Origin of the sequence: Streptomyces sp. NPDC090083, assembly GCF_044747445.1 — a bacterium.
Taxonomy (GTDB): Bacteria; Actinomycetota; Actinomycetes; order Streptomycetales; family Streptomycetaceae; genus Streptomyces.
The window spans coordinates 145,641-170,806 of record NZ_JBIVED010000013.1 but is presented as its reverse complement, the minus strand read 5'-3'; the positions used below and the strand labels follow the sequence as shown (position 1 = coordinate 170,806).

At 70.1% G+C, this 25,166-nt stretch carries 22 protein-coding genes; 7 read left to right on the top strand and 15 right to left on the bottom strand.

The window, feature by feature from the left end:
• Nucleotides 1-77: 77 nt before the first annotated feature.
• Nucleotides 78-527, top strand: a complete 450-nt coding sequence (locus ACIPTO_RS35500) for a nitroreductase family deazaflavin-dependent oxidoreductase (RefSeq protein WP_401198919.1) — start codon at nt 78-80, stop codon at nt 525-527.
• On the opposite strand, the gene ACIPTO_RS35495 is transcribed toward ACIPTO_RS35500, so the two are convergent.
• On the bottom strand, nt 517-1,788 hold the full coding sequence (locus ACIPTO_RS35495) for a geranylgeranyl reductase family protein (protein WP_401198917.1): 1,272 nt from the start codon (nt 1,786-1,788) through the stop codon (nt 517-519). The genes ACIPTO_RS35500 and ACIPTO_RS35495 overlap by 11 nt on opposite strands.
• A gap of 132 nt (nt 1,789-1,920) precedes the next feature.
• Between ACIPTO_RS35495 and ACIPTO_RS35490 the strand changes: the two genes are divergently transcribed.
• Genes ACIPTO_RS35490 through ACIPTO_RS35480 form a run of 3 tightly spaced genes read left to right on the top strand, consistent with a single transcriptional unit; the run spans nt 1,921 to nt 4,678 of the window.
• Nucleotides 1,921-3,276 carry a dipeptidase gene (locus ACIPTO_RS35490; RefSeq protein ID WP_401198915.1) on the top strand — a complete coding sequence of 452 codons (1,356 nt, stop codon included), beginning with the start codon at nt 1,921-1,923 and terminating at the stop codon, nt 3,274-3,276.
• Between the two features lie 38 nt (nt 3,277-3,314).
• Entirely contained in the window at nt 3,315-3,611 is a 297-nt protein-coding gene (locus ACIPTO_RS35485; RefSeq protein ID WP_401198913.1) for a DUF1905 domain-containing protein, read from the top strand.
• Nucleotides 3,612-3,625: 14 nt separating this feature from the next.
• Complete coding sequence (locus ACIPTO_RS35480) at nt 3,626-4,678, top strand: protein kinase family protein (protein ID WP_401198911.1); 1,053 nt, start codon at nt 3,626-3,628, stop codon at nt 4,676-4,678.
• Here ACIPTO_RS35480 and ACIPTO_RS35475 read toward each other — a convergent pair.
• The 11 genes from ACIPTO_RS35475 to ACIPTO_RS35425 form a co-directional block, all read right to left on the bottom strand.
• Complete coding sequence (locus ACIPTO_RS35475) at nt 4,651-5,721, bottom strand: ABC transporter ATP-binding protein (RefSeq protein ID WP_401198909.1); 1,071 nt, start codon at nt 5,719-5,721, stop codon at nt 4,651-4,653. The genes ACIPTO_RS35480 and ACIPTO_RS35475 overlap by 28 nt on opposite strands.
• Nucleotides 5,718-6,815, bottom strand: a complete 1,098-nt coding sequence (locus tag ACIPTO_RS35470; RefSeq protein ID WP_401199085.1) for an ABC transporter ATP-binding protein — start codon at nt 6,813-6,815, stop codon at nt 5,718-5,720. The genes ACIPTO_RS35475 and ACIPTO_RS35470 overlap by 4 nt, the downstream gene beginning before the upstream one ends.
• Before the next feature lie 17 nt (nt 6,816-6,832).
• Nucleotides 6,833-7,753 carry an ABC transporter permease gene (locus ACIPTO_RS35465; protein WP_401198908.1) on the bottom strand — a complete coding sequence of 307 codons (921 nt, stop codon included), beginning with the start codon at nt 7,751-7,753 and terminating at the stop codon, nt 6,833-6,835.
• Nucleotides 7,746-8,732, bottom strand: coding sequence for an ABC transporter permease (locus ACIPTO_RS35460; RefSeq protein WP_366320406.1), 987 nt, complete (start codon nt 8,730-8,732; stop codon nt 7,746-7,748). The genes ACIPTO_RS35465 and ACIPTO_RS35460 overlap by 8 nt, the downstream gene beginning before the upstream one ends.
• Before the next feature lie 112 nt (nt 8,733-8,844).
• The gene (locus ACIPTO_RS35455; RefSeq protein WP_366320408.1) at nt 8,845-10,662 is read right to left on the bottom strand and encodes an ABC transporter family substrate-binding protein; all 1,818 of its coding nucleotides are present in this window, start codon (nt 10,660-10,662) and stop codon (nt 8,845-8,847) included.
• A gap of 250 nt (nt 10,663-10,912) precedes the next feature.
• Nucleotides 10,913-11,956 (bottom strand): NUDIX domain-containing protein, encoded by a 1,044-nt coding sequence (locus tag ACIPTO_RS35450; RefSeq protein WP_401198905.1) that lies wholly within the window; start codon nt 11,954-11,956, stop codon nt 10,913-10,915.
• A 139-nt stretch (nt 11,957-12,095) separates the two neighbouring features.
• Nucleotides 12,096-12,290: a hypothetical protein gene (locus ACIPTO_RS35445; RefSeq protein ID WP_266774491.1), complete on the bottom strand. Its 195-nt coding sequence runs from the start codon at nt 12,288-12,290 to the stop codon at nt 12,096-12,098.
• Between the two features lie 30 nt (nt 12,291-12,320).
• Nucleotides 12,321-13,292: a TIGR01777 family oxidoreductase gene (locus tag ACIPTO_RS35440; RefSeq protein WP_401198903.1), complete on the bottom strand. Its 972-nt coding sequence runs from the start codon at nt 13,290-13,292 to the stop codon at nt 12,321-12,323.
• Between the two features lie 65 nt (nt 13,293-13,357).
• Nucleotides 13,358-14,278 (bottom strand): carbohydrate ABC transporter permease, encoded by a 921-nt coding sequence (locus tag ACIPTO_RS35435; protein ID WP_366320414.1) that lies wholly within the window; start codon nt 14,276-14,278, stop codon nt 13,358-13,360.
• Nucleotides 14,278-15,189, bottom strand: coding sequence for a sugar ABC transporter permease (locus ACIPTO_RS35430; RefSeq protein WP_366320416.1), 912 nt, complete (start codon nt 15,187-15,189; stop codon nt 14,278-14,280). Before ACIPTO_RS35430 ends, ACIPTO_RS35435 begins: the two co-directional genes overlap by 1 nt.
• 40 nt (nt 15,190-15,229) lie before the next feature.
• Nucleotides 15,230-16,498, bottom strand: a complete 1,269-nt coding sequence (locus ACIPTO_RS35425; RefSeq protein ID WP_366320418.1) for an ABC transporter substrate-binding protein — start codon at nt 16,496-16,498, stop codon at nt 15,230-15,232.
• A 265-nt stretch (nt 16,499-16,763) separates the two neighbouring features.
• Here ACIPTO_RS35425 and ACIPTO_RS35420 point away from each other — a divergent pair, with 265 nt between their 5' ends.
• A complete protein-coding gene (locus tag ACIPTO_RS35420) occupies nt 16,764-18,776 on the top strand; it encodes an NPCBM/NEW2 domain-containing protein (RefSeq protein ID WP_401198901.1) in 2,013 nt (670 codons plus the stop codon).
• A 63-nt stretch (nt 18,777-18,839) separates the two neighbouring features.
• Here ACIPTO_RS35420 and ACIPTO_RS35415 read toward each other — a convergent pair whose 3' ends face one another.
• Nucleotides 18,840-19,793 carry an ROK family protein gene (locus ACIPTO_RS35415; protein WP_401198899.1) on the bottom strand — a complete coding sequence of 318 codons (954 nt, stop codon included), beginning with the start codon at nt 19,791-19,793 and terminating at the stop codon, nt 18,840-18,842.
• Between the two features lie 205 nt (nt 19,794-19,998).
• Between ACIPTO_RS35415 and ACIPTO_RS35410 the strand changes: the two genes are divergently transcribed.
• Nucleotides 19,999-21,036 carry a LacI family DNA-binding transcriptional regulator gene (locus tag ACIPTO_RS35410; RefSeq protein WP_366320649.1) on the top strand — a complete coding sequence of 346 codons (1,038 nt, stop codon included), beginning with the start codon at nt 19,999-20,001 and terminating at the stop codon, nt 21,034-21,036.
• 19 nt (nt 21,037-21,055) lie between these two features.
• Entirely contained in the window at nt 21,056-21,844 is a 789-nt protein-coding gene (locus ACIPTO_RS35405; protein ID WP_401198897.1) for a hypothetical protein, read from the top strand.
• Here the strand turns inward: ACIPTO_RS35405 and ACIPTO_RS35400 are convergent.
• The gene (locus tag ACIPTO_RS35400) at nt 21,790-23,715 is read right to left on the bottom strand and encodes a protein kinase (protein WP_401198895.1); all 1,926 of its coding nucleotides are present in this window, start codon (nt 23,713-23,715) and stop codon (nt 21,790-21,792) included. The two genes, ACIPTO_RS35405 and ACIPTO_RS35400, sit on opposite strands and share 55 nt — an antisense overlap.
• A 67-nt stretch (nt 23,716-23,782) precedes the next feature.
• Entirely contained in the window at nt 23,783-25,087 is a 1,305-nt protein-coding gene (locus tag ACIPTO_RS35395) for a DUF6986 family protein (RefSeq protein ID WP_401198893.1), read from the bottom strand.
• Nucleotides 25,088-25,166: the final 79 nt, after the last annotated feature.

Here is a 25,166-nt window from a genome sequence, read left to right as displayed (position 1 = left end):
GCCGATGCAGACTGTTCACGACAGCGAGAGCAGTGCTCACAAAAGTGAGCCGCGCTCTCCATAACCTGGGAGAAGTCATGACCACGCACGTCCAGAAGCCCGGCTGGTTCACCGTGAACATCCTCAACCGCACCGTCGCCTGGACCACCCGCCGCGGCCTCAGCGTGTGGGGTTCGCGGGTACTGGCGGTCCGCGGCCGCAAGAGCGGCGAGTGGCGGACCACCCCGGTGAACCTGCTGACGGTGGACGGACAGCAGTACCTCGTCGCCCCGCGCGGACACGTCCAGTGGACGCACAACATGCGCGCGGCGGGCGGCGGCGAGCTGCGGCTCGGCAAGAAGGTGGACGTGTTCACCGCGACCGAGGTCACCGGCGACGACAAGGTGCCGCTGCTGCGCGCCTACCTCAAGCGGTGGAAGGCCGAGGTCGGGGTGTTCTTCGGAGGAGTCGGCCCGGACTCCTCCGACGACGAGCTGCGCCGCATCGCCCCCGACCACCCTGTCTTCCACATCACGGTCAGGAGCTGACCTCGCCCTCCACGGGCTCCTCGGCCGGCTCGACCGGCACGACCGGCTCCGCGTTCCTGCGGTCGATCGCGGTCAGCGCGCGCTGGGCCATCGGATGGCTGCGCACGAGCTCGCCCAGCGTCGTCGAGCCCCTGGTGATGTCCATGAACGCCTTCCAGGCCGGCCGGAAGCCGGTGAGCGCGGCGTGGAACAGACCCGGGCGCCGCTCGAAGATCGCGAGCATGCTCTTGCCGACGCTCATCTCCACGCCCAGGCCCGCCTTGATCGCGAACGCGTAGTTCAGCGCCTGGCGGCGGGTGTCCACCGCGTCGTGCGCCTCGGCGATCCGGACCGCCCACTCCCCCGCGAGCCGTCCCGACCGCAGCGCGAACGAGATGCCCTCCCGGGTCCAGGGCTCCAGCAGCCCCGCCGCGTCGCCGCACACCAGCACCCGCCCGCGCGAGAGCGGCGAGTCGTCGGCCCGGCAGCGGGTCAAGTGCCCCGAGGAGATGCTCGGTTCGAAGCCGGCGAGACCGAGCCGGGCGATGAAGTCCTCCAAGTACCGCTTCGTGGCGGCGCCTTCACCGCGCGCGGAGATCACGCCGACCGTGAGCGTGTCGCCCTTGGGGAAGACCCAGCCGTAACTCCCGGGCATGGGGCCCCAGTCGATGAGCACCCGGCCCTTCCAGTCCTCGGCGACCGTCTCCGGCACCGGGATCTCCGCCTCCAGACCCAGATCCACCTGGTCGGTCTTGACGCCGACGTGCGCCCCTATGCGGCTGGCACTGCCGTCGGCGCCGACGACGGCCCGGGCGAGCACCGTCTCACCGCCCTGGAGGACGACCGCGACCGTACGCCGGTCCGGGACCGCCGAGCCGTGCTGCTCGACCCGGGTCACGGTGACGCCCGTGCGCAGCTCGGCGCCCGCCTTCTGCGCGTGCTCGACGAGCTGCTGGTCGAACTCGGGCCGGTTGATCAGCCCGAACAGCATCTGCCGGGAGCGGCGGGTGCGCGTGAAACGTCCGTTGTTCGAGAACGTTATGGCGTGCACCCGGTCCTTGAGGGGCAGGTCGAAGCCGGGCGGGAGGGAGTCGCGGGAGGGTCCGATGATGCCGCCGCCGCATGTCTTGTAGCGGGGCAGCTCGGCTTTCTCCAGCAACAGCACGCGCCGTCCCGCGACCGCCGCCGCGTAGGCGGCCGAAGCCCCCGCAGGGCCCGCGCCCACCACGACGACGTCCCACACCCGCTGTTCGTCGTCCGCCGAAGAGTTCTCGCTGCTCACGATGGTCTACTGCTCCCGATCAAGCCGCTGCCGCACCTGTCCCCCGCATCCTACGGCGGACATCGCCACAGACCGCTGTGGGAGGATCGTCGGCATCATTCGTACAACGTCGCACCCACGAGGAGCGTGCCCATGCCGTCGAATCCGGTCGCCGAGACCGTCGCCTCGCTCATGCCCACGGCGCGGAGGGAGCTCACCGAGCTGGTGGCCTTCCAATCGGTGGCGGACTTCGACCAGTTCCCGAAGAGCGAGAGCGAGGGCGCCGCGAACTGGGTCGCCGACGCCCTGCGCGCCGAGGGCTTCCAGGACGTGGCCCTGCTCGACACCCCGGACGGCACCCAGTCGGTCTACGGCTTCCTGCCCGGCCCGGAGGGCGCCAAGACCGTGCTGCTGTACGCCCACTACGACGTGCAGCCCCCGCTGGACGTGGCCGGCTGGACGTCCCCGCCGTTCGAGCTGACCGAGCGCGACGGCCGCTGGTACGGCCGCGGTGCCGCCGACTGCAAGGGCGGCGTGATCATGCACCTGCTCGCGCTGCGCGCCCTCAAGGCCAACGGCGGCGTTCCGGTGCACGTCAAGGTGATCGCCGAGGGCTCGGAGGAGCAGGGCACCGGCGGCCTGGAGCGGTACGCCGAGGCCCACCCCGAGCTGCTGGAGGCCGACACGATCGTCATCGGCGACACGGGCAACTTCCGGGTCGGTCTGCCGACGGTCACCACGACCCTGCGCGGCATGACCATGCTGCGGGTGCAGGTCGACACCCTCGAAGGCAACCTGCACTCCGGACAGTTCGGCGGAGCCGCGCCGGACGCGCTGGCCGCGCTGATCCGCGTCCTGGACTCGCTGCGTGACGAGGACGGCTCCACGGCGGTCGAGGGCCTCCCCGCCGACTCCTCCTGGGACGGACTGGCCTACGCGGAGGAGCAGTTCCGCCAGGACGCCAAGGTGCTGGACGGCGTCGGGCTGATCGGTTCCGGCACGGTCGCCGACCGCATCTGGGCGCGCCCGGCCGTCACGGTCCTCGGCATCGACTGCCCGCCGGTCGTCGGCGCCACCCCGTCCGTGCAGGCCGGTGCCCGTGCCCTGGTGAGCCTGCGGGTGCCGCCGGGCACGGACGCGGCCGAGGCGACCAAGCTGCTCCAGGCCCATCTGGAGTCCCACATCCCGTGGGGCGCCCGCGTCCGCACCGAGCAGATCGGCCAGGGCCAGCCGTTCAGCGCCGACACGACCAGCCCGGCGTACACGGCGATGGCCGACGCGATGGCGGTCGCCTACCCGGGCGAGGAGATGCAGTACGCCGGTCAGGGCGGCTCCATTCCCCTGTGCAACACCCTCGCGGCCCTCTACCCGCGGGCGGAGATCCTCCTCATCGGCCTCAGCGAGCCGGAGGCCCAGATCCACGCGCTGAACGAGAGCGTTTCTCCTGAGGAGTTGGAGCGGCTGTCGGTGGCGGAGGCGCTGTTCCTGCAGAACTACGCGGCCAACTGAGCCCGGGCCGACGGACGTTGAGGAGGGGCGGTGCGGCGATGAGGTTCGTCTTCACCGGCCGGGTGATCGAGTGGCGCGGCCCGTCGCCGTACCACTTCGTCCCCGTGCCGGACGAGGAGTCGGCCGACATCCGCGAGGTCGCCGCCCTGGCCTCGTACGGCTGGGGCGTGATCCCGGTCGAGGCCAGGATCGGTGACGTGGTCTTCACCACATCGCTCTTCCCCAAGGACGGCGGCTATCTGCTGCCGCTGAAGAACGCGGTGCGCGCGCCGCGAGGTCTCGCGGCGGACGACGAGGTCACCGTGGAGATGGCCGTCCGGCTCGGCACCGCCTGACCGAGGAGGGTGGCATGTCCCGCACCGAGCGCGTCGCCGCGCACACCGGCATCGCCACGCACCTCGCCCTGCTCTCCGACCGTGAAATCGCCGAACTGGTCGACGCGGGCACTCCGTTGGGGGTCGGTATCGGGGGGCGCTCGGTACTGATCGAGGTGGACGGCCGGAAGGTGTTCGTGAAGCGGATGCCGCTCACGGATGTGGAGCGGCGGGCGGAGAACGTGCGGTCGACGGCCAACGTGTTCGGGATGCCCGCCTATTGCCACTACGGTCTCGGAAGCCCGGGCTTCGGTGTCTGGCGCGAGCTGGCCGTGCACACGATGGCCACGAACTGGGTGCTGGCGGACCGGTTCCCGGGCTTTCCGCTGATGCACCACTGGCGGGTACTGCCCGACACGCCCCAGCCCCTGCACGAGGAACTGGCCGATGTGGAAAGGGTCGTGGCCTACTGGGGCGGCGCCCGACAGGTGCGTGAGCACATCGAGGCCCGGCGCACGGCGAGCGCGAGCCTGACCCTGTTCGTCGAGCACTTCCCGCACACACTCCACGACTGGCTCGACGAGCAGCTGCGCACCGGCGATCCGGACACCGCCTGCACCCTCGTCGAGCAACGGCTCAAGGCCACCACCGGCTTCCTGGACGAGCAACGGCTGCTGCATTTCGACGCCCACTTCGAGAACATCCTCACCGACGGCCGCCAGCTCTATCTCGCCGACTACGGCCTGGCCGTCTCCTCCCGCTTCCGACTCGCCCCCGAGGAGCGCCAGTTCTTCGACCGGCACCGGCACTACGACCGCTCCTCCACCACCGCCCGGCTGGTGAACTGGCTCGTCGTCGCCCTGTACGGGTACGGACTCCCGGAGCGCGAGGCCTTCGTGCGCGCCTGCGCCGACGGCGAGCGGCCCGGCGGAGTCCCGGACGCCGCCGCCTCGATCATCACCCGGCACGCGCCGCTCACCGCCGTGCTGGCGGACTTCAACCACCGTGTGCAGAACGAGAGTCGGCTCACCCCGTACCCGGGCGACGAACTGAACCGCGTCTACAACAACTCCACGCTCTCCGCGTAGTGACAGGCGACCGGGTTGCCGCCGCCCCGGTCGACCAGCGCCGGTACCTCCTCGACGCACGACGTCCTTTCGCTGTCGGTGAGCTGGCCGGCGAACTTGGGGCAGCGGGTGCGGAAGCGGCAGCCGCTGGGCGGACGGACCGGACTCGGCACATCGCCCTGGATGGTGATGCGGGTACGGGCCCGTTCCTTGCGCGGGTCGGGCAGCGGGATGGCCGAGACCAGGGCCTGGGTGTACGGATGCGCCGGGCGCGCGAACAGCTGCCGCGCCGGGGCGATCTCGACCAGCCGCCCGAGGTACATGACGGCGACCCGGCCCGCGACGTGCCGCATCACCGACAGGTCGTGGGCGACGAAGAGGAAGGACAGGCCGAGTTCGCTCTGCAGGTCCATCAGCAGGTTGAGGACGCCCGCCTGGATCGACACGTCGAGCGCCGACACCGGCTCGTCGAGGATGACCACCTTCGGGTGCAGGGCCAACGCCCGTGCGATGCCGATGCGTTGGCGCTGTCCGCCGGAGAACTCGTGGGCGAAGCGGTTGCCGTGCTCGGGGTTGAGTCCGACGAGACGCAGGAGTTCGCTCACCTCGCCGCCCGCCCCGACCCCGTACCGGCCGTGGATGCGCAGAGGTTCGGCGACGATCTCGTGGACGGTCATCCGCGGATCGAGGGAGGCGTACGGATCCTGGAAGACGATCTGCAACTCCCGCCGCAGGGGCCGCATCTGACGTCGACTCAGCTCCGTGAGCTCCTGCCCGCCGTATCGCACCCGGCCCGAGGTGGCCCGCTCCAGGCCGAGGACGGTGCGGGAGATCGTGGTCTTGCCCGAGCCGGACTCGCCGACCAGGCCCAGGGTCTCGTTCTCGTGGAGGTCGAAGGAGACCCCGCACACGGCGTGCACGTCGCCGACGCGGCGGCGGACGACGCCCTTGGACATCACCGGGAAGTGCTTCACCAGGTCCCGCACCTGGAGGACGGGTTCGCCGGTGCCGCCGTGGCCGGGCAGGGGCGGCAGCGGGTCGGCGGCCCGCACGGGCGCGGTCATACGGCGTCCTCCTCGGGGTGCGTGGCGGGGGCGGCGTCCGCGAAGCGGGCCAGGGCCTCGGCGTCCGCGCCGACCGCGCCGAAGACCTGGCCGGCGCCGGTGTCGACGAGGTCGTCGGCGAAGTGGCAGGCACTGAGGTGCAGGTCTCCCCCGGCTCTGCGCAGGGCCGGTTCGTCGGTGTCGCACACGTCCCGGCGCATGGGGCAGCGCGGTGCGAAGGGGCAGCCCGGTGGCAGGTTGAGCAGGCTGGGCGGTGAGCCGGTGATGGGGGTGAGACGTGCCTCCTCGCGGTCCATGCGGGGCAGGGAGCCGAGCAGGCCCAAGGTGTACGGCATGCGCGGGGTGTAGAAGATGTCCTCGACGGAGCCGGTCTCCACTATCCGTCCGGCATACATGACCGCGACCCGGTCGGTGTGGCCGGCCACCACACCGAGGTCGTGGGTGATGAGGACGAGCGCCGCGCCGGTCTCGGCGCGGGCGGTCTCCAGGGCCTCCAGGATCTGCGCCTGCACGGTGACGTCGAGGGCGGTGGTCGGCTCGTCGGCGATGATGACGTCCGGGTCGTTGGCCATCGCGATGGCGATGACGACGCGCTGGCGCATGCCGCCCGACATCTCGTGCGGGTAGGTGTCCACGCGCCGTTCGGGGCTGGGGATGCCGACCGTGCCGAGCAGGTCGACCGCCCGCTTGCGGGCGTCGCCGCGTTTCATCTCGGGGTTGTGGCGGAGCAGGGTCTCGGCGATTTGATAGCCCACGGTGTAGACGGGGTTGAGGGAGGTCATCGGGTCCTGGAAGATCATCGCGATGCCGCTGCCGCGCAGGTCGGACAGGCGTGCGTCGGACAGCCCGAGGAGTTCGGTGCCCTCGAAGCGGACCGAGCCGCGCACCCTGGCGCCGGACGGGAGCAGCCCCATCACGGCGAGCGCGGTGACCGACTTCCCGGACCCCGACTCCCCTACGATGCCCAGCGATTCGCCCCGGTCGAGCCGGTAGCCGACGCCGCGCACGGCCCGTACGGGACCGTCCTCGGTGGCGAACTCCACGCTGAGGTCCTCGACTTCGAGCACGGCGGACGTCACGGGGACCTCCCGCACTCCATGACTCGTGGTCGTCACTGTCGCACCCTTTGCTGCCGGGGGTCGAAGGCGTCGCGCAGTCCGTCGCCGATGAAGTTGATGGTCAGCGCGATGGCGATGATGAACGCGCCGGGGATGTAGAAGAGCCAGGGCCGGGTGTCGACCGCCGTCTGCGCCTGGGAGACCAGCAACCCCAGGGAGGTGTCCGGGGGTTGGACGCCGAAGCCGAGGAAGGACAGCGCGGTCTCGGTGAGGATGCCGGTCGCCACCAGGATCGTCGCGTTCACGATGATCGGGCCCAGCGCGTTCGGCAGCAGGTGCCGGAAGATGATCCGGGTGTCCGAGGCGCCGAGCGCCCGTGCCGCCTCGATGAACTCCTTCTCGCGCAGCGACAGGACGGCCGAGCGCACCACGCGGGCCACGTACGCCCAGGTGAGTCCGGCGATCACGATGGCGATCCAGTACCAGGAGCCGCCCGTGCGCGAGGAGATGACGAGCGCGATGGCGAACAGCGGCAGCGTCAGCACCAGGTCGGCGATGCGCATCATGACCGCGTCGACGATGCCCCGGTAGAAGCCGGCGACGGCTCCCCAGACCGCGCCGAGCAGGGTGGAGCCGAGCGCGATCATGATGGCGATCTTCAGTGAGGTCTGGGTGCCGCGCATGACCTGTGCGTAGCCGTCGTAGCCCGAGGAGTCGGTGCCGAACGGGTGCTTGAGGGAAGGGGGTTGGGAGTTGTCCTCGGTGTACTTCCGGTACGAGTAGTGCCACAGGTGCGGGCCGATGAACGCCCACAGGATGATCAGCACGAACACGACGAGGCTGACCATCGCGGCCCGGTGGCGCAGGAAGCGGCGCAGCACCAACTGGGTCTGGGTGCGCTGTCGTACGGTGAACTCGTTGTCTCCGCGCGGTAGTTGAGTACCCGCGGACCCCGGTGCCTCGATGTCAGTCATAGCGGATCCTCGGGTCGAGTACGGCGTAGAGCAGATCGGCGATGAGGTTGAACCCGATGACGACGACGGCGGAGAGCAGCAGCCAGGCCATGGTGCGGTAGACGTCGAGCGTGGTCGCCGCCTGGACCAGCATCTCGCCCATGCCGTGCCACTGGAAGATCGTCTCCGTGATCACCGCGCCGCCCAGGATGATCGCGATGTCGAGCGCGGTCACGGTGGCGAGCGGGATGAGGGCGGTGCGGAGCGCGTGCCGGGTCATCACCCTGCCGCGCCGCAGCCCCTTGGCGCGGGCGAGCCGTACGTAGTCGCTGTTGAGGACCTCCAGCATGGAGGCGCGGGTGTAGCGGGTCCAGGACGCGAAGGAGACCAGGGCGAGGGTGATGGTGGGCAGGATCAGATGGCCCACGTGGTCGGTGAACTGGTTCCAGGTGGTGTCGACTTCGAGGTACGGGGACTTCTCGCCGATGGTGCCGAGGAACTGGCTGCCGGTCTTCTGGTTGAACCAGATCCCGGCCTGCTTGAGCAGCACCGCGAACCAGAACACCGGCATGGCGAGGAACAGGAAGCCGAAGAAGGTGATGGTGTAGTCGGCTGCGGAGTACTGCCGGATCGCGCTGAACACCCCGAAGACCACGGCCAGGATCAGCGCGAGGACCATCGCGGCGGCGACCAGGGTGATGGTCACCTTGAAGCGGGTGAACAGGTCGTGGCCGATGTTCAGGTTGGCCTGCACGGACGGGCCGAAGTCGCCGTGCAGGACGCCGGTGATCCAGTTCCAGTAGCGTTCCATCACCGGCTGGTTGGCGTGGATGTGGCGGGCGAAGGCGGCCACCGCCGCCTTGCTGGGCGCGGGTTGGCGTGAGGTGGCGAAGTTCGCCACCGGGTCACCGGAGTTGATGACCACGAGGAACACGACGAACGTCGAGACGATCAGGACGGGTATGGAGACGAGGATGCGACGCACGGTGTAGGCGAGCATGCGGTCTTCTCTCGGGGCCGGCGGGTCGTGGATGCCGTCCGGGCCGGACCCGGCCCCGCTGCCGGCGGGGCCGGGCTCGACGGGCGTGCCGGTGGAGCGGTCGGCCGTGGGACTACTTCTTCAGGCCCCACTCGGCGGTGTTGTAGGCCGGTCCGACGTTGGTGGAGTTGTTCCGCATGTTGACGAACCGCGTCTGCGTCGCGAAGAACGTCGGCTTCTGGTAGAGCGGCAGGACGTAGGCGTCGTTCACCATGAGCTGGTCGGCCTGGTTGAGGAGCGCGGCGGACTTCGTGGCGTCCGTCTCGCCCACGGCCTGCGAGATCAGGGCGTCGGCCTTCTTGTTGCTGTAGCCGCCGTAGTTGCCGCCACCGCCGGTGAACCAGTTCTGCTGCGCGCCGCTGCTCGGGAACGGGGCCGCGACCCAGGCGAAGACGATGATGTCGTACTGGTGCCCGGCGAGGACCGTGCCGAGGTCGGCGGCGCCGATCGGCTTGATGGTGATCTTGATGCCGAGGCTCGCCAGGTTGCTCTGCAGGATCTGGCACTCGCTCTGCCGGATCTGGTTCCCGGTGGTGTAGCGGCAGTTGAAGGGACCGACGGCCTTGCCGTCCGGGGTCTTCAGCGCGGTGCCCACTCCGGTGAACTTGGCGGCCGTGAGGTAGGCCTTCGCCTTGGTCAGGTCACCCGACCCCTGGCCGGTGCCGCTGACCACGTCCTTGTAACCGGCCTGCCCGGGAACGAAGTTGTGGTTGCCGAGCGGCTTCACGACCGGGTCGAACTGGCCGACCGTCTTGGCGATGATGTCCTTGGTGTTGATCGCCGTGAACATCGCCTGCCGCAGCGCCAGGTACTTGCCGATCACCGGATCGTGCAGGTTGAGGTCGAAGTGCTCCCAGGTCAGCCCGTTGCCGATGACGTACGTGATGCCGGGGATGTCCTTGACCTGGTTGACCAGGTCCACCTCGGGCTGCGGGTAGATCGCCTGGACCTCGTTGTTCTTGAGGGCGGTCGGCTCCTGCGTGGCGTCCGAGATCACCTTGAAGATCAGCCGCTGGAGGGTGGCCTTCTTGGCACCGGTCCACTTGGGGTCGGGCACGTAGGTGGCGTGGTCGTTGTCGACCCACTGCTGCATCTTGTAGGCGCCCGCCGTGGGGTACTTGGTGGGCGGCGTCTTCAGGAAGTACTGCCAGGCCTTGGCCATCTGGGCGGCCGTCATCGCGGTGGCGTCACCGGCCTTGGCGCCGGAGATCTTCTCGGCGGTGTGGGCCGGGTACAGCGGATAGCCCGCGCCGAACAGGGACTTCCAGTCCGAGTACGGCTGCGACATCACCATGGTGACGGTCTTGCCGTTGTCGGAGGGCGTGAGGGACTTGATGCGGTCGTAGCCCGCGGTGCTCTGCGGCAGACAGCCGTGGGTCTGGGTGGAGTCGCTGGCGGGCGGCGGCGGGCAGTCCTTGCCGTTGTTGGTGCGCCAGTAGTACGTGAAGTCGTCGGCGGTGATGGGCGTGCCGTCGTTCCACGCCGCCTTGGGGTTGATCTTGTAGACGATGGTCTGGGGGCTGGTGCTGGTCTGGGTGGCCGAGGTGACCAGGTCGGTGTTGAGGGCGACCGTGAAGTCCGGCTGGGGGATGAACACCTGCGGCAGGACGACCTCCAGGGCCTCCCCGTTCTCGAAGGTGTTGCCGTTGACGTCCTGGACGTTCCACTGCTGGATGTTCTTCTCCAGCACATAGGTGAACGTTCCGCCGGACTTGGTGGCGGCCGTGTTGCAGGTGTTGGCCTTGCCCACGGTGTTGCAGGAGGTGAGTCCGGCCGAGCTGCTCTTGCCGGAGCCGCCGCCCCCGCCGCCGCTGCTGCAGGCGGTGAGCACCAGGGTGAGCCCGGCGGCGAGGGTGAGGGCCCGGGTGAGGGCGGAGGATGGCGCGCGCATGTTCCTCTCCTTCGACCGGCGATGTGTCCGGTCCCGTCAAGGCGGCCGGCGGCCGCGAGAGAACTGAGCTGCGCAAAGACGTTAGAGCTCGGATGTACCTTCTTCACGTTCTTGTTCATACCGGGAAGGCGACAATTCACCCTCGCTTTGTTATCGGAATGACCCACGCTCCGCAAAGTCGCCAGGTGGTGTTCCCGAAAGCGCAAAGTCCCGACCAACATCGTTGATCAGCAAGCGCGTTGACGGGCTGTCAGCCCACGGGGACGCCCGCCTCCAGATACAGCGCGGCCCCGCGCTCCCGGGCCCTGAGCGCCCAGCGCAGCCGCTCGTAGCGGACCGGCGGCAGGAGGTCAGCGGCCTCCTCCTCGGAGGCGAAGCACCAGCCGCGCAGCTCCGGTCCGGGCAGGAGCAGTTGGCGGGCCACGGCGGCGTCGAGCCGGCCGCCGTCGAAGAGGAAGCGGAGTCCGCCGTAGCCGGGCGGCGCGGGCGGTTCCCAGTCGACGACGAGCAGTCGGGGTACGTCGTCGAGGACGAGGCCGGTCTCCTCGGTGACCTCGCGCATGCCGGCCCGGGCGGGTGCCTCGCCGGATTCGACGACGCCGCCGGGGAACTCCCACCCCGCCTTGTAGGTGGGGTCGACGAGCAGCACGCGGTCGTGTTCGTCGAAGAGGAGCACACCGGCCGCGAGGGTCTCGGAGGTGGGCTCCGGGGTCTGCACGATGTCGCACACGGGCACGGTGCCGCTGCCGACGGCGCCGGCGATGCGGACGGCCGTCTCGTACGGGGTGAGCGCGCTGGTGTCGACGGGGTGGGCGTCGGCGGTGAGCCAGGAGCCGAGTGCGGCTCGGTAGGTCTCGATGTGGTCGTAGGCCCACTGCCGGGTCCTGATCTCGCCGTCGGGGAGGTCCGGTGGGATCTCCCGGCCGGATATTCGCTCGCGCAGGATCGTTTCCGCCGGAGCGAGGAGGACATGCCGGACCGCGACCCGGCGGGCCGCGAGACCACCGAAGATCTCGTCCCGGTACTCCTGGCGCAGCAGGGTCATCGGGACGACGAGGGTCCCGCCCAGCTCGGCGAGCATCGCCGCCGCCGTGTCGATCACGAGCCGCCGCCACATCGGCAGGTCCTGGAGGTCGCCGACCTCCGCGAGGTGCTTGGGCGGGAGCAGCTGAGGCAGCGCTCCGCCGATGACATCGGGGTCGAAGAGTGTGCTGTTCGGGATCAGGTCCACCAGTTCCCGTGCGGTGGTCGTCTTCCCCGCACCGAAAGCGCCGTTGATCCAGACGACGGTCACAGTTCCCCCTCTTCTGTTGGCCCCATGAGGCTTGCCCGTTCCACCCTGCCACGGAAACCAGCCGCAGTTGAGGGCGCGCATACGACGGCGCCGGTGCCCCCTCCGACGAGGCACCGGCGCCGAGCTCTTCCGGGTGGTATCAGGTGTTCTGTCCCAGGACGCCTTCGTCGGCGGCGAAGCTGCCGTCGCTGACGAGGTGATCCATGGCACCCACGGTGTCCTTGACGTTCAGGTCGCCGAGCACGTCGTGGTCGTGGGAGTGCGACGGGGTGATCGCGGCGACGACGAACCCGGTGGCGAGGGAGGCGATGGCCAGCATGCTGCGCTTCTTCATGCCCCGTTCAACTGACGAGGCGCGCAGGGGTCACGCCCGAACCGGCCGCCGGGCGGAACCCGTCCCGTGCCGGGCCCGCCGGACGAGGTCGACGGCGGCCTCGGGCCAGTGCGGATGGTCGAAGGCGAACCCTTCGTCGAGCAGCCGTCCCGGGACGACCCGTCGGCTCTTCAGGAGGAGTTCGGTGTCGGAGCGCAGGGCGAAGGCGCCCAGTTCCGCCATCCACTTCGTGGCGGGCAGGCCGACGGGGAGGCCCCGGGCGGCGCGCAGGACGCGCATGAAGGCGCGCTGCGGGAGCGGGCCGGGGGCGGCGAGGTTCACCGGTCCGGCGATGTCGTCCCGGTCGACGAGGAACTCGACGGCGCGCACGAAGTCCTGGTCGTGGATCCAGGAGACGTACTGGGCCCCGCCCGCGACCGGACCGCCGAGGCCGAGCCGGGCCAGCCCCAGCAGGACGTCGAAGACGCCGCCGCGGTCGGGGCTCATCACCATGGCGGTACGCAGGGCGACCTTGCGGGTGTGCGGGGTGTCGGCGCGGTCCTGCGCGCGTTCCCAGGCCTTGGCGATGTCGACGCTGTAGGACCAGTAGGCGGGCACGCCGGGCTCGTCGCCGCCGATCACGCCGGTGGCCTCGTCGTTCGGGGCGTCGTGGCGGTGGGCGTAGATGGTGGCGGTGCTCATCTGGAGCCACACGCGCGGCGGGTGCGCCGCGGCCGCGACGGCCTCGCCGACGACCCGGGCGGAGTGCACGCGCGAGTCCATCATGGCCCTGAGGTTGGCGGGGGTGTAGCGGCAACTGACGCTGCGGCCAGCCAGGTTGATCACGACGTCGCTGCCGTCGATCTCCCGGGCCCAGGAGCCCGGGGTCGCGCCGTCCCACCACACCTCGCGGTCGCGCGTCGGCCGCCGGGTCAGGACGACGACCTCGTGGCCGGCCCCGGTCAGGGCGCGGTCCAGGACCGCGCCCACCTGTCCCGTGCCACCGGGAATGACGATCTTCACCGGGCTCCCCCTTCTGTCGGGAGGAGCCTAGCGCAGAAACTTGAACGCGTTCAAAACCTAGCGCGTCACCCCTTGGTGGAGCCCAGCGTCAGCCCCGCGATGAAGTGCCGCTGCAGCAGCAGGAAGACGAGGATCGTCGGGAGGGCGACCAGGACCGAGCCCGCCGCGAGGAGGTTGTAGTCCGTGAAGAACTGCCCGCGCAGATTGTTCAACGACGAGGTGATCGGCAGTTTGTCCGGGTTGGAGATGAAGATCAGGGCCCACAGGAAGTCGTTGTAGACCCAGGTGAACTCCAGGGTCGCCAGCGCGGCCAGGGCCGGACGGCAGAGCGGCAGCGTGATGCGCCAGAACTGGGTCCACACACCGGCGCCGTCCACGATCGCCGCCTCCAGGATCTCCTGGGGCAGCGTGCGCATGAAATTGGACAGCACGAAGACGCAGAACCCCATCTGGAACCCGATGTTGACGATCACCACGGCCCACAGGGAGTCGTACATCGTCAGCGAGTCGGACATCCACCAGGGCAGCGGGACCTTGTTGAACAGCACGTACAGCGGCGTGACGATGACCTGTTGGGGCAGCAGGTTGCCCGCCGTGAAGAACATCAGCAGGACGATGCCGCCGCGCAGCTTCAGCCGGGACACCGCGAAGGCCACGAAGGAGGAGAGGAAGAGCGTGACGATCACGGCGGGGATCGCGATCGTCAGGGTGTTGGTGAAGTACTTCCCCATGTCGGACTGGGTGTAGGCCTGGCGGTAGTACGTGAGGGAGATGTGCTTCGGCCAGGAGAAGTAGCCGTGCTGCGCCGTCTCGTCGTACGGGCGCAGCGAGGCGTAGACGGCGAGCAGGAGCGGTGCGACGAACGCCAGCGAGACCGCCGACAGGAAGATGTGCACGCCCCAGCGGCCGCGCCGGGGGCGGGGCTTGGGGGCGGTGGCCGGTGCCGCGGCCGGGCGGACGGGTGCGGTGCGGATGTCTGCGGCCATCAGTCGCGCGCACCTCGCAGCTCTTGGACGAGGAACGTCACGATGGACCCCAGGGAGACGACGAGCAGGACGACCGCGATGGCGGAGCCGAAGCCGATGCGGCTGGCCTCGCCGATGATGTTGTCGGTGATCAGCACGGACAGCAGTTCCAGGCCGTTGCGGCCCTTGTTGACGGCGTAGACGATGTCGAAGGCCCGGAGTGCCTCGATGACCGTGATGACGCCGACGATGACGTTGACCGGGCGCATGGCCGGGAACACCACACGGAAGAACGTCTGCCGTTCGTTCGCGCCGTCGATCGCCGCCGCCTCCTTCAGCTGCGGGTCGACGGACTTGAGGCCGGCCAGGTACAGGATCATCACGTAGCCGACGTGCCGCCAGCTCGCCGCGATCATCATCATCCAGATGTTGAGGTGGGCGTTGCCGAGCCAGTCGACCGGATCCTCGCGGTTGTTGAGGATCGTGTTGACGACCCCCTGGTCGGTGCCGAGGATCAGCTGCGAGATGAAGCCGACGATGGCCAGCGAGAGCACCACCGGCATGTACAGGATCGACTGGTAGAAGCGGCTGAAGCGCACCCCCCGGTCGATGACGACGGCCAGCAGCAGGCCGAACGGGGTCGCGATCAGGCCGAGGAAGAGCAGCCACAGGATGTTGTGGCGGACCGCGGGCCAGAACGGCGGGTAGTTGGTCGCGAGGTTCTTGTAGTTGTCCAGGCCGACCCAGTGGATGTCGCCGATGCCGTCCCAGGCCGTGAAGGACAGGCCGATGGAGGCCAGCGTCGGGCCCCAGATGATGACGACGTCGAGCAGGACGGGTATGCCGAGCAGCACGCCGAGGACGACGACGTCACGGCGGGTGAACCGCCTCAGTCGCCGTCCTCGGGCGCGCCGTGGAGAGGTGAGCGCCACGGAACGTATCTCCCAGTGAACGGATCGTGTCTCGCGGTGATCAGCCGACGGGCTGCGAGAAGATGCTCTTCTTCTGCCGTTCGATGCTGTTGCAGAGCCCGTCGACGTCCTTCGGGTTGCCGATGAACTGCTGGATGGACTGGATCATCACCGTCGAGGCGAAGTCGGGGCGGGTGTCGCGGTCCATGAACTGCGAGATCTGCTTGGCACTGGAGACCAGCGCGGCGGACTTCTTCTGCAGGGCGCTGTACTTGGCGGTGTCCGCGCCCGAGTTGACGGCCACGTTGTTCGGGTCGAGGGCGAGGTAGTCGTCCTCCGCCTCGGGGGTGCCGAGCCACTTGAGCAGGGCCTTGGCGCCGGTGATGTTCTTCGACTTCTTGGCGATCAGGAAGCCGTCGATGGGCGCCTCCACGGCGTCCTGGCCGTACTGCGGGTCGATCTCGGGGAAGGCGAAGAAGTCGATGTCGTCGCGCTGGTCCGCCGGGAACTGGCTGCCGGGGTGCGGCATCCCGAAGACGGCCATCGCGGTCTCGCGCTTCTGGAGACCCTGACCGGCCTCCTCCCAGGTCCGGCCGAGGGCGCCCTTCTGGTAGTACGGCATAAGCTCGCGCCAGGTGTCGAACACGTTCTTGACCTTGGTGTCGGTCCAGGACTTCTCGCCGGCCATCAGGGCCTTGTGGAAGTCGTAGCCGTTGAGGCGCATGTTGATGTAGTCGAACGTGCCCATGGCGGGCCAGCCGTCCTTGTCGCAGAAGGCGACCGGTGTGCCGTCCTTGCTCATCCGCTTGGCCAGCGCGATGAACTGGTCCCAGGTCGTGGGCTGTTCGTAGCCCTTCTGCTGGAAGAGGCTCTTCCGGTGGAACACGGCCCACGGATAGTAGTAGTACGGCACGAAGTACTGCTTGCCGGCGTGCGTGGACTGTGCCTTGAGCGCGTCCGAGAACCCGTTGAAGGAATTCCAGACATCCGTGATCTCGCTGAGCAGCCCCTTCTCCGCGAAGTACTGCATGCGGTATCCCGCGAACCACATGAAGACGTCGTCCGGAGAACCCTGCAGATAGCGGTTGATGTTCTCCTGGAAGTCGTTGTGGTCCTTGGTGTTGACCTTCACCTTCTTGCCGGACTTCTTCTCGTACGCGGCAAAAGCCGCGGCAAAGGCTTTCTTCGGCACCGGGTCCGACGCGTTCGAGCCGACGGAGACCTCGTTCTTGTCCCCGCCGGGCCCCGAGCCGCACGCCGACAGCAGGGCGGGCAGCGTGACCGCGCCGACCCCCAGGGCCGCACCACGCAGGAGTTTCCGTCTGGACATCCGATGTCCTGGCGCGTCTGTAGGCAGAACGAGCCCATCGAACGATGACTGTGCCATGTCCCCCTCCTCGGGGTGCCACCCAACACAACCGAACGCGAGGGTTGGATCTCACCCTCATGTGACCGTGCAGTCAAGAGGTCTGACGAGATATCGAACAACCGTTACTCAAGTCTTCCAACAGAGTCCGACACGTCCTACCGTAAACGCGCACCATGACACGTACATGCAGTCATCCCATCTTTCGCGAGTCCGGAGGAACGTCACGATGCGTCACCTTCACACCCGCACGACCCGCAGAAGACTGGTCGGAGCCGTCGTCACCGGGCTGTTGTGCACGGGCGGCCTCACCGTGCCGGCCGTCGCACAGGACCCCGTGTCCCCCGCTCTTGCGGACGGTCAGGCGCTCACACCTCCCATGGGTTTCAACAACTGGAACTCCACCAACTGCCGTCCCGAGTTCAACGAATCCATGGTCGAGGGAATCGCGGACATCTTCGTCGACAAAGGCCTGAAAGCGGCGGGTTACCAGTACGTCAACCTGGACGACTGCTGGGCCCTGCCGAACCGCGACGCCGACGGCAAACTCGTCCCCGACCCGGTCCGATTCCCGCACGGAATCAAGGCGGTCGCGGATTACGTGCACTCGAAAGGGCTCAAACTCGGCATCTACACCAGTGCGGGCACCAAGACGTGCAACAGCGCGGGATTCCCCGGCGGGCTCGGCCACGAGTACAGCGACGCCCAGCAGTTCGCCGACTGGGGCGTGGACTACCTCAAGTACGACAACTGCAACAACCAGGGCGTGGACGCCAGGACGCGCTACACCACCATGCGTGACGCTCTGAAGGCGACGGGCCGTCCGATCGTCTTCAGCATCTGCGAATGGGGAGAGAACAAACCCTGGGAATGGGCCTCGGACATCGGACATCTGTGGCGCACGACCGGCGACATCAGCGACAACTGGGGCTCGATGCTCTCGATCCTCAAGCAGAACCTGCCCCTCGCGCAGTACGCCGGTCCCGGGCACTGGAACGACCCCGACATGCTGGAGGTCGGCAACGGCGGCATGACCGACACCGAGTACCGCTCGCACTTCTCGCTGTGGTCGATCATGGCCGCCCCGCTCCTCATCGGCTCGGACCTGCGCACGGCGACCCCGGCGACCTTCGGCATCCTCGGCAACAAGGAGGTCATCGCGGTCGACCAGGACCCGCTGGGCAAGCAGGGAAACGTTGTCACGTCCGAGGGCGGACGCTGGGTCGTCGCCAAGGAGATGAAGGACGGCAGCCGTACGGTCGCGCTGTTCAACGAGTCCGGCAGCCCGCAGCGCATCGCCACCACCGCGGCGGCCGTCGGCCTCCCCGGCGCCCGCGCCTACACCCTGCGCGACCTGTGGCAGCACCGGAGCTACAACACCGCGGGCACGATCTCCGCGACCGTCCCGGCCCACGGCACCGTCCTGGTACGGGTGTCGGCCGACCGGCACACGCTCACGAACCCACCCGCCGTCGAACTCGGCCTGAGCGACGCACCGTTGGTGCAGGCGGCCACTCCGGCCCCGCTCACCACGACGGTCACCGACCTCGGCCGGACGACCGCGGGACACGTCTCCACCGGCCTGACCGGGCCCGCGGGCTGGAAGATCCGGGCCCTGTCCCCGACGACCGCGAGCGCCGTACGGACAGGCCGGACCCTGCGCACGAAATGGACGCTCACCGCGCCCGCCGGGACACCGACGGGGTCGTACGACCTGACGCTCAGGGCGAGTTACCGCTCGCCGTCCGGTGCCCGGGTCACCGGCACGCTGCCGTTCACCGCGACCGTGGTGGTCGCGCCGCCGGCCGGGACCTCGTATCTCGGTGACCTTCCGTGGCTGTCGGCCGCCAACGGATACGGGCCGGTCGAGCGCAACACGAGCAACGGGGAGAGCGCGGCCGGGGACGGTCATCCGATCACCTTGGGCGGTGTCGTGTACCCCAAGGGGCTCGGTGTCCACGCCGAGAGCGAGGTGCGGTACTACACCGGGAAGGCGTGCGAGAAGGTCACCGCCGACGTCGGTGTGGACGACGAGAAGGGCGCGGGCGGCACCGTCGCCTTCGAGATCTGGGCGGACGGCACGAAGGTCGCCTCGACCGGCGTCCTCACCAACGCGATGCCCGCCCAGCCGGTCACGGCGGACGTGACCGGCGCCCAGGTGGTCCGACTCGTCGTCACCGACGGCGGCGACGGGATCGACTCGGACCACGCGGACTGGGCGGACGCTCGACTCACCTGCTGAGCCGGACGAACTGCCGTTCAGGGGGCATAGGCCGCCGAACGAACGTTTCGGCCGCTCGGCGTCTCACACCACGGCCGAGGTCGTGCTCGTCCGCCCCGCGAGCGCGGCCGCGGCCGCTCCCACCAGCCCCGCGTCCGTCCCCATCTGGGCCGGCGTCACCGTGAGGCGCTGCACGAAGGACAGCGTCGCGTAGTCGCTCAGCGCCTTGCGCAGCGGCGTGAAGAGCACGTCTCCCGCCTTGCCCACGCCGCCGCCGATCACGGCGATGTCGATCTCCACCAGGGTCGCGGTGGCGGCGATGCCCGCGGCCAGGGCCTGCGCCGCCCGCTCGAAGGAGGCCACGGCGACCGGGTCCCCGGCACGGGCCGCGGCGGCCACCGCGGCGGCCGAGGCATCGCCGTCCGGACCCGGCCGCCAGCCGCCCTCGACCGCCCGCCGGGCGATGTTGGGACCGCTGGCGATCCGCTCGACGCAGCCGCGCGAACCGCACGGGCAGGCGTCGCCGTCCAGGTCCACGCTGATGTGGCCGATGTGGCCCGCGTTGCCGGTGGGGCCCGGATGCAGCTGGCCGTTGAGGACGAGGCCCCCGCCGACGCCCGTCGAGACGACCATGCACAGCGCGTTGTCGTGTCCGCGGGCGGCGCCCTGCCAGTGCTCGGCCGCCGTGATCGCCACGCCGTCGCCGATCAGCGCGACGGGCAGGTCTCCGGTCGCCGCACGCACCCGCTCCACCAGCGGAAAGTCACGCCAGCCCGGCACGTTGACCGGGCTGACGGTGCCCGCGGAGGCGTCCACGGGACCCGCGCTGCCGATGCCGAGGGCGCCCGCGCGGGACCACGAGGGCGAAGCGGTGAGTTCTCCGAGCACCTCCTCCACGGCCCGCATCACGGTGTCGCCGTCGTCCTGCGAGGGTGTCGGGCGCTGTGCTCGCACCAGGATCTTGCCGTGGCCGTCCACCAGCGCCCCGGCGATCTTGGTGCCGCCGATGTCGAGCGCGGCCACGAGGTCGGTGTGCATCAGTGTCAGATCTCCCCGTCAAACATGAGAACCACCAGAAGGTGAGATGGGCCGGTCTCGCGGTGGGGGCGCAGGCCGGAGATATCGGTGGACAGTCTCTCTCGCACATGACAACGTTGTCCAGGCTCTATGCTCGACGCCACATCCTCATACAAACCCATGGACCTATGCATCCCCCGTGGACGACAGGACAGGACAGCGCATCGTGCCAGAGACCGCCCGCCGCCCCGAGAACCGCTACGGCAACCGTCCGACCATGAAAGACGTGGCCGCACGCGCCGGTGTCGGACTGAAAACGGTGTCGCGCGTGGTCAACGGCGAACCGGGCGTCACCCCGGACACCGAGCGCCGGGTCCAGGAGGCCATCGACGCGCTCGGCTTCCGCCGCAACGACAGCGCCCGCGTCCTGCGCAAGGGCCGCACGGCCAGCATCGGCCTCGTCCTGGAGGACCTCGCCGACCCGTTCTACGGCCCCCTCAGCCGCGCCGTCGAGGAGGTCGCCCGCGCCCACGGCGCCCTGCTGATCAACGGCTCCAGCGCCGAAGACCCGGACCGCGAGCAGGAGTTGGTGCTCGCACTGTGCGCCCGCCGGGTGGACGGTCTGGTGGTGATCCCGGCCGGGGACGACCACCGCTATCTGGAGCCCGAGGTCAAGGCAGGCGTCGCGACGGTGTTCGTGGACCGTCCGGCCGGGCAGATCGACGCGGACGTCGTCCTGTCGGACAGCTACGGCGGCGCGCGGGACGGCGTCACCCACCTCATCTCGCACGGCCACCGGCGCATCGGCTTCATCGGCGACATGCCCCGCATCCACACGGCCGCCGAGCGACTGCGCGGGTACCGGGCGGCGATGGAGGACGCGGGCATAGAGGTCGAGGACGCCTGGATGTCCCTCGGCGTGACCGACCCGGTCCGGGTGCGGCGGGCCGCCGAGGAGATGCTGACCGGCCCCTCCCCCGTCACCGCGATCTTCGCCGGCAACAACCGTGTGACGGTCACCGTCGTCCGCGTCCTGGCCGAACAGTCGCGCCGGATCGCCCTGGTGGGCTTCGACGACTTCGAACTCGCCGATCTGCTCCAGCCGGGCGTGACGGTCGTCGCGCAGGACGCGGCGGCCCTCGGCCGTACGGCGGCCGACCGGCTCTTCCGGCAGCTGGACGGCACGCTGATCGCGCCGGAGCGCATCGAGTTGCCGACCCGGCTGATCACCCGGGGATCGGGTGAACTCCCGCCCGCGGAGTGAGCGGCGCGAGGACGAGCGCATGAGCGACCGCGCGGACCGTACGCTGGAGGCGCTGGGGCTTGACCGGGCGCCGCGTGAGGAGCCGCTCCTGTATCCCGGCGCGTGGCCCGCCGAGTCCGGACTCCTCGTCGGGGACCGGCTGTTGCCGCTCGACGCGCACGCGGCGTACGAGGGCCGCACACCCGTCCTGGCCATCGGCTCCAACGCCTGCCCCGCTCAACTGCGGCACAAGATGGCGGAGTTCGCGATCACGTCGCCCGTCCCGATGGTGAAGGCACGGGTCACGGGGATCGGCGTCGGTGTATCCGCGCATGTGAGCCTGGTCGGATATGTGTCGGCGTCGCCGGTCCACGCACCCGGTGCGGTGCGGGAGTTGTTCGTGACGTGGTTCGACGAACGGCAGCTCGCGGTGGTGGACCTGAGCGAAAAGGCTTATGACAGGGCGTGGTTGCCGGGGTCGGCCGTCCATGTCGCGCCGGAGGCGGGGCCGTCGCTGCGGGGCGTGTACGTCTACGTCAACCGGAACGGTGTCCTGCGGGACGGTACGGGTGCACCGCGCCGGCATCCGGGCGAGCGGGCGCTGCTGACCGAACTCCTCGGCGGCTCGGCGGAGTTGAGGAGACTGTTCGGGCGGACGCCGGAGGAGTTCTGCGCGCGGGCGCGGGCCGACCGGTCGCTGTGCGAGCGGGGTACGCGGCTGTTCCTGGAGGAGGGGCTGGTGACGGTGTCGGGGCTTGAGCGCTTCGTACGGGCTCAGCAGACCGGGAGCCCCGGGACCGGCTCGTCGTTGTCGCCGCCCTTGAGGTAGACGGCGCTGACGTAGACGTTCGTGTTGCCGCTGTCGTCGTCCGTCTTCGCCCACCAGGTGTTGGTCCACCGGCCGTAGGTCTCGCGGCGGCCCAGGTTCTGCTGGCAGAAGAAGTAGTTGGTACCCGCGCCGAGGACGCCGGCTTCGGCGCCGGACGCGGTGTAGGACGTGGCGCTGCGCCACACCTGGCAGTCGTACTTGCCGCCGCCGATGGCCCGGCAGGCGGCGGCCGGACCGGGCGAGCCGGAGCCGTCCGTCGAACCCCCGCTCCCCGAACCGCCGTCGGCGCCGCGGGTCGTACTGCCGGCCGTGGGCTCGGCCGGGGCCGGGGCGGAGCCCCGCTCCGAGGGCGTGGCTCCGCTGTGCCCGCCCCGTGTCCCGGCCGGGGCCGGAGTCCTCTCCTTCCCCTGCCCCGTGGGCCTGGGCGAGCCCGAGTGACCGGCGTCGGTGTGCCCGGTGGGCGAGGAGACGGCACTGGCCGGAGCGGACGCCACCGAAGGCCGCGTGCCGGCCTCGTTCTCGTGCGCGTTGTGCAGGGCGTAGGCGACGCCCGCGCCGACGAGGACGACGGCACCGGCCACGGCGGCGATCAGGACGCGCGCCCTTCGGCGGGGCGGGGTGGCGGGGTCCAGAGGGCCGGTGGTAGCGGACGTGTGGGGTGCGGGGGCGAGGGGCGGGCCGAAGCCCTGCGGTGCGGCCGGGGACGGAGCTGTCGAGCCAGGACCTTGCGGGTGCGCCGCCGCGCCGAACTCTCCCGAGGAACCAGGGGGCTCCGCCGCTGTCTCCGCCGGGTACGCCGACGCCCGGGGGTTCCGCGGTGGCGCGGGTGCCGGTGTGTCCTCCCGCCCGGGGCTGTCGGCGCCAGGGTTCCCGGCCGCCTGGGCACTCGGCTGCCGGGACGGGTCGGCACTGTGCCGCGCCGCGGCGGCCCCGCCGTTCGGCACCCCGTGCGCACCGCGCAACACGGCCGTGGGCAGATCCGTCCCCGCGCTCCGCGCGACCCTCTCCAGCATCTCCCGCGCCCGCTCGGCGTCGGGGCGTGACTCCGGCCGCTTCTCCATCAGTTGGCGCAGCACGGGCCCGAGTCGCCCCGCCCGTACGGGTTCCGGCAGCGGCTCGGAGACGATGGCCGTGAGGGTGGAGTACGTGGACGTGCGGCGGAACGGGGAGGTGCCCTCGACGGCCGCGTACAGCGTGGCGCCCAGGGCCCAGACGTCGGACGACGGGCCGGGGTCGGCGCCCTGCGCGCGCTCCGGGGCCAAGTAGTCCAGGGAGCCGATGAGTTCGCCGCTGCGGGTGAGGTGCGTGGCGGAGCCGTCGCCCGGGTCGTCCATCGTGGCGATGCCGAAGTCGGTGAGGACGACCCGGCCCGAGCGGTCCAGCAGGATGTTCCCGGGCTTCACGTCGCGGTGCAGGACACCCACGGCGTGTGCGGCGGCCAGCGCCTCCATCACCTTCGCGCCGATCCCGGCGGCCTCGCGCGGGTCGATCGGGCCGCGTTCGCTCACCACGTCGTCCAGGGACGGGCCGTCGATCAGTTCCATGACGATCAGCGGGCGTCCGTCGACCTCGGCGATGTCGTGCACGGCGACCACGCCGGGGTGGCGGATCCGCGCCGCGGCCCGTGCCTCGCGCTGCATCCGCAGCCGCAGATCGGCGAGTTCGGGGCCGTGCGCGTCGGTGAAGGTGCGCAGTTCCTTGATGGCGACCTCGCGGCCGAGGACCTCGTCGAGGGCCCGCCAGACGACACCCATGCCGCCGCGCCCGAGCCGCGCCAGGACGCGGTACCGCCCGGCCAGCAACCGGTCGGCCCCGTCCGCGCGTTCGCTGTCCCCCGAAGGCACCGCCGCTCCGTCCCGTGGCACGTCCATGAACGCCGTACAGCCTACGGGGCGGCGGTGACGGCGGCGGCGGGCACCAACACCTGTGACGGGTCCGCTACTTGGCGGAGGCCGTGAGGTCGCCCCGGCGGGGTGACGCGAAGCCCTCCAGGTCCATCCGGGTCAGGCCGGTCGCCCTGGCCACCTCGGCGATGTCGAGCGCGCCGCAGTCCAGGCCGCGCAGCAGATAGCCGCTGAGGGCCTTGGCGGTGGCGGGCTCGTCCATGACGTCGCCGCCGGCGTGGTTGGCGTAGCGGGCGAGGCGCGCGGCGGCCTGCTCGAAGCCCTCGCGGTAGAAGGCGAAGACGGCCGCGTAGCGGGTCGGGATGTGGCCGGGGTGCATGTCCCAGCCCTGGTAGTACGCGCGGGACAGGGCCCGGCGGGTGAGGCCGTAGTGGAGGCGCCAGGCGTCGTGGACCTTGGCCGTCGGGCCGACCGGCAGCACGTTCGTCGAGCCGTCCGACACGCGTACGCCCGTCCCCGCCGCCGCGACCTGCATGATCGCCTTGGCGTGGTCGGCGGCGGGGTGGTCACTGGCCTGGTAGGCGGCGGAGACGCCGAGGCAGGCGCTGTAGTCGAAGGTGCCGTAGTGCAGGCCGGTGGCGCGGCCCTCGGCGGCCTGGATCATGCGGGCGACGGTGGCGGTGCCGTCGGTGGCGAGGATGGACTGGCTGGTCTCGATCTGGATCTCGAAGCCGATCCGGCCCTGTTCGAGCCCGCGTGCCTTCTCGAAGGCCTCCAGGAGGCGGACCATCGCGGTGACCTGCTCGGCGTAGGTGACCTTGGGGAGGGTCAGGACCAGGCCGTCCGGGAGTCCGCCGGCCTCCATGAGCCCGGTGAGGAAGATGTCGAGGGTGCGGATGCCCCGGTCGCGCACCGGCGCCTCCATGCACTTCATACGGATGCCCATGTACGGCGCCGCGGTGCCCTGATCGTAGGCCTCGGCGACGAGACGGGCCGCGCGGGCGGCGGCCGCGTCCTCCTCGGCGTCGGGGCGGTTGCCGTAGCCGTCCTCGAAGTCGACGCGCAGGTCCTCGATCGGCTCGCGCTCCAGCTTGGCCCGCACGCGCGCGTGGACGGGCTCCGCGAGGTCGTCGGAGAGGCCGAGGACGGCGGCGAAGGAGGCCGCGTCGGGGGCGTGTTCGTCGAGGGCGGAGAGCGCGCGGTCGCCCCAGGAGCGGATGGTGTCGGCGGCGAAGGCGTCAGCGGGGACGTAGACCGTGTGGACGGGCTGGCGGGTGCCGGGGTCGCCGGGGTAGCGGCGCTCCAGTTCGGCGTCGACCGGTGCCAGGGAGGCGCTGATCTCCTGGCCGACCGCGCCCGCGAGGCTCGTCGCCACCTTCTCCTGCTCGCCCTGACTCATGTCCACACCCTCCAGTTTTCCGCTCTACGGAATCAACAATCCGTAGAGCGAAGTTATCCATGGAGCTTCGCGCCGGTCA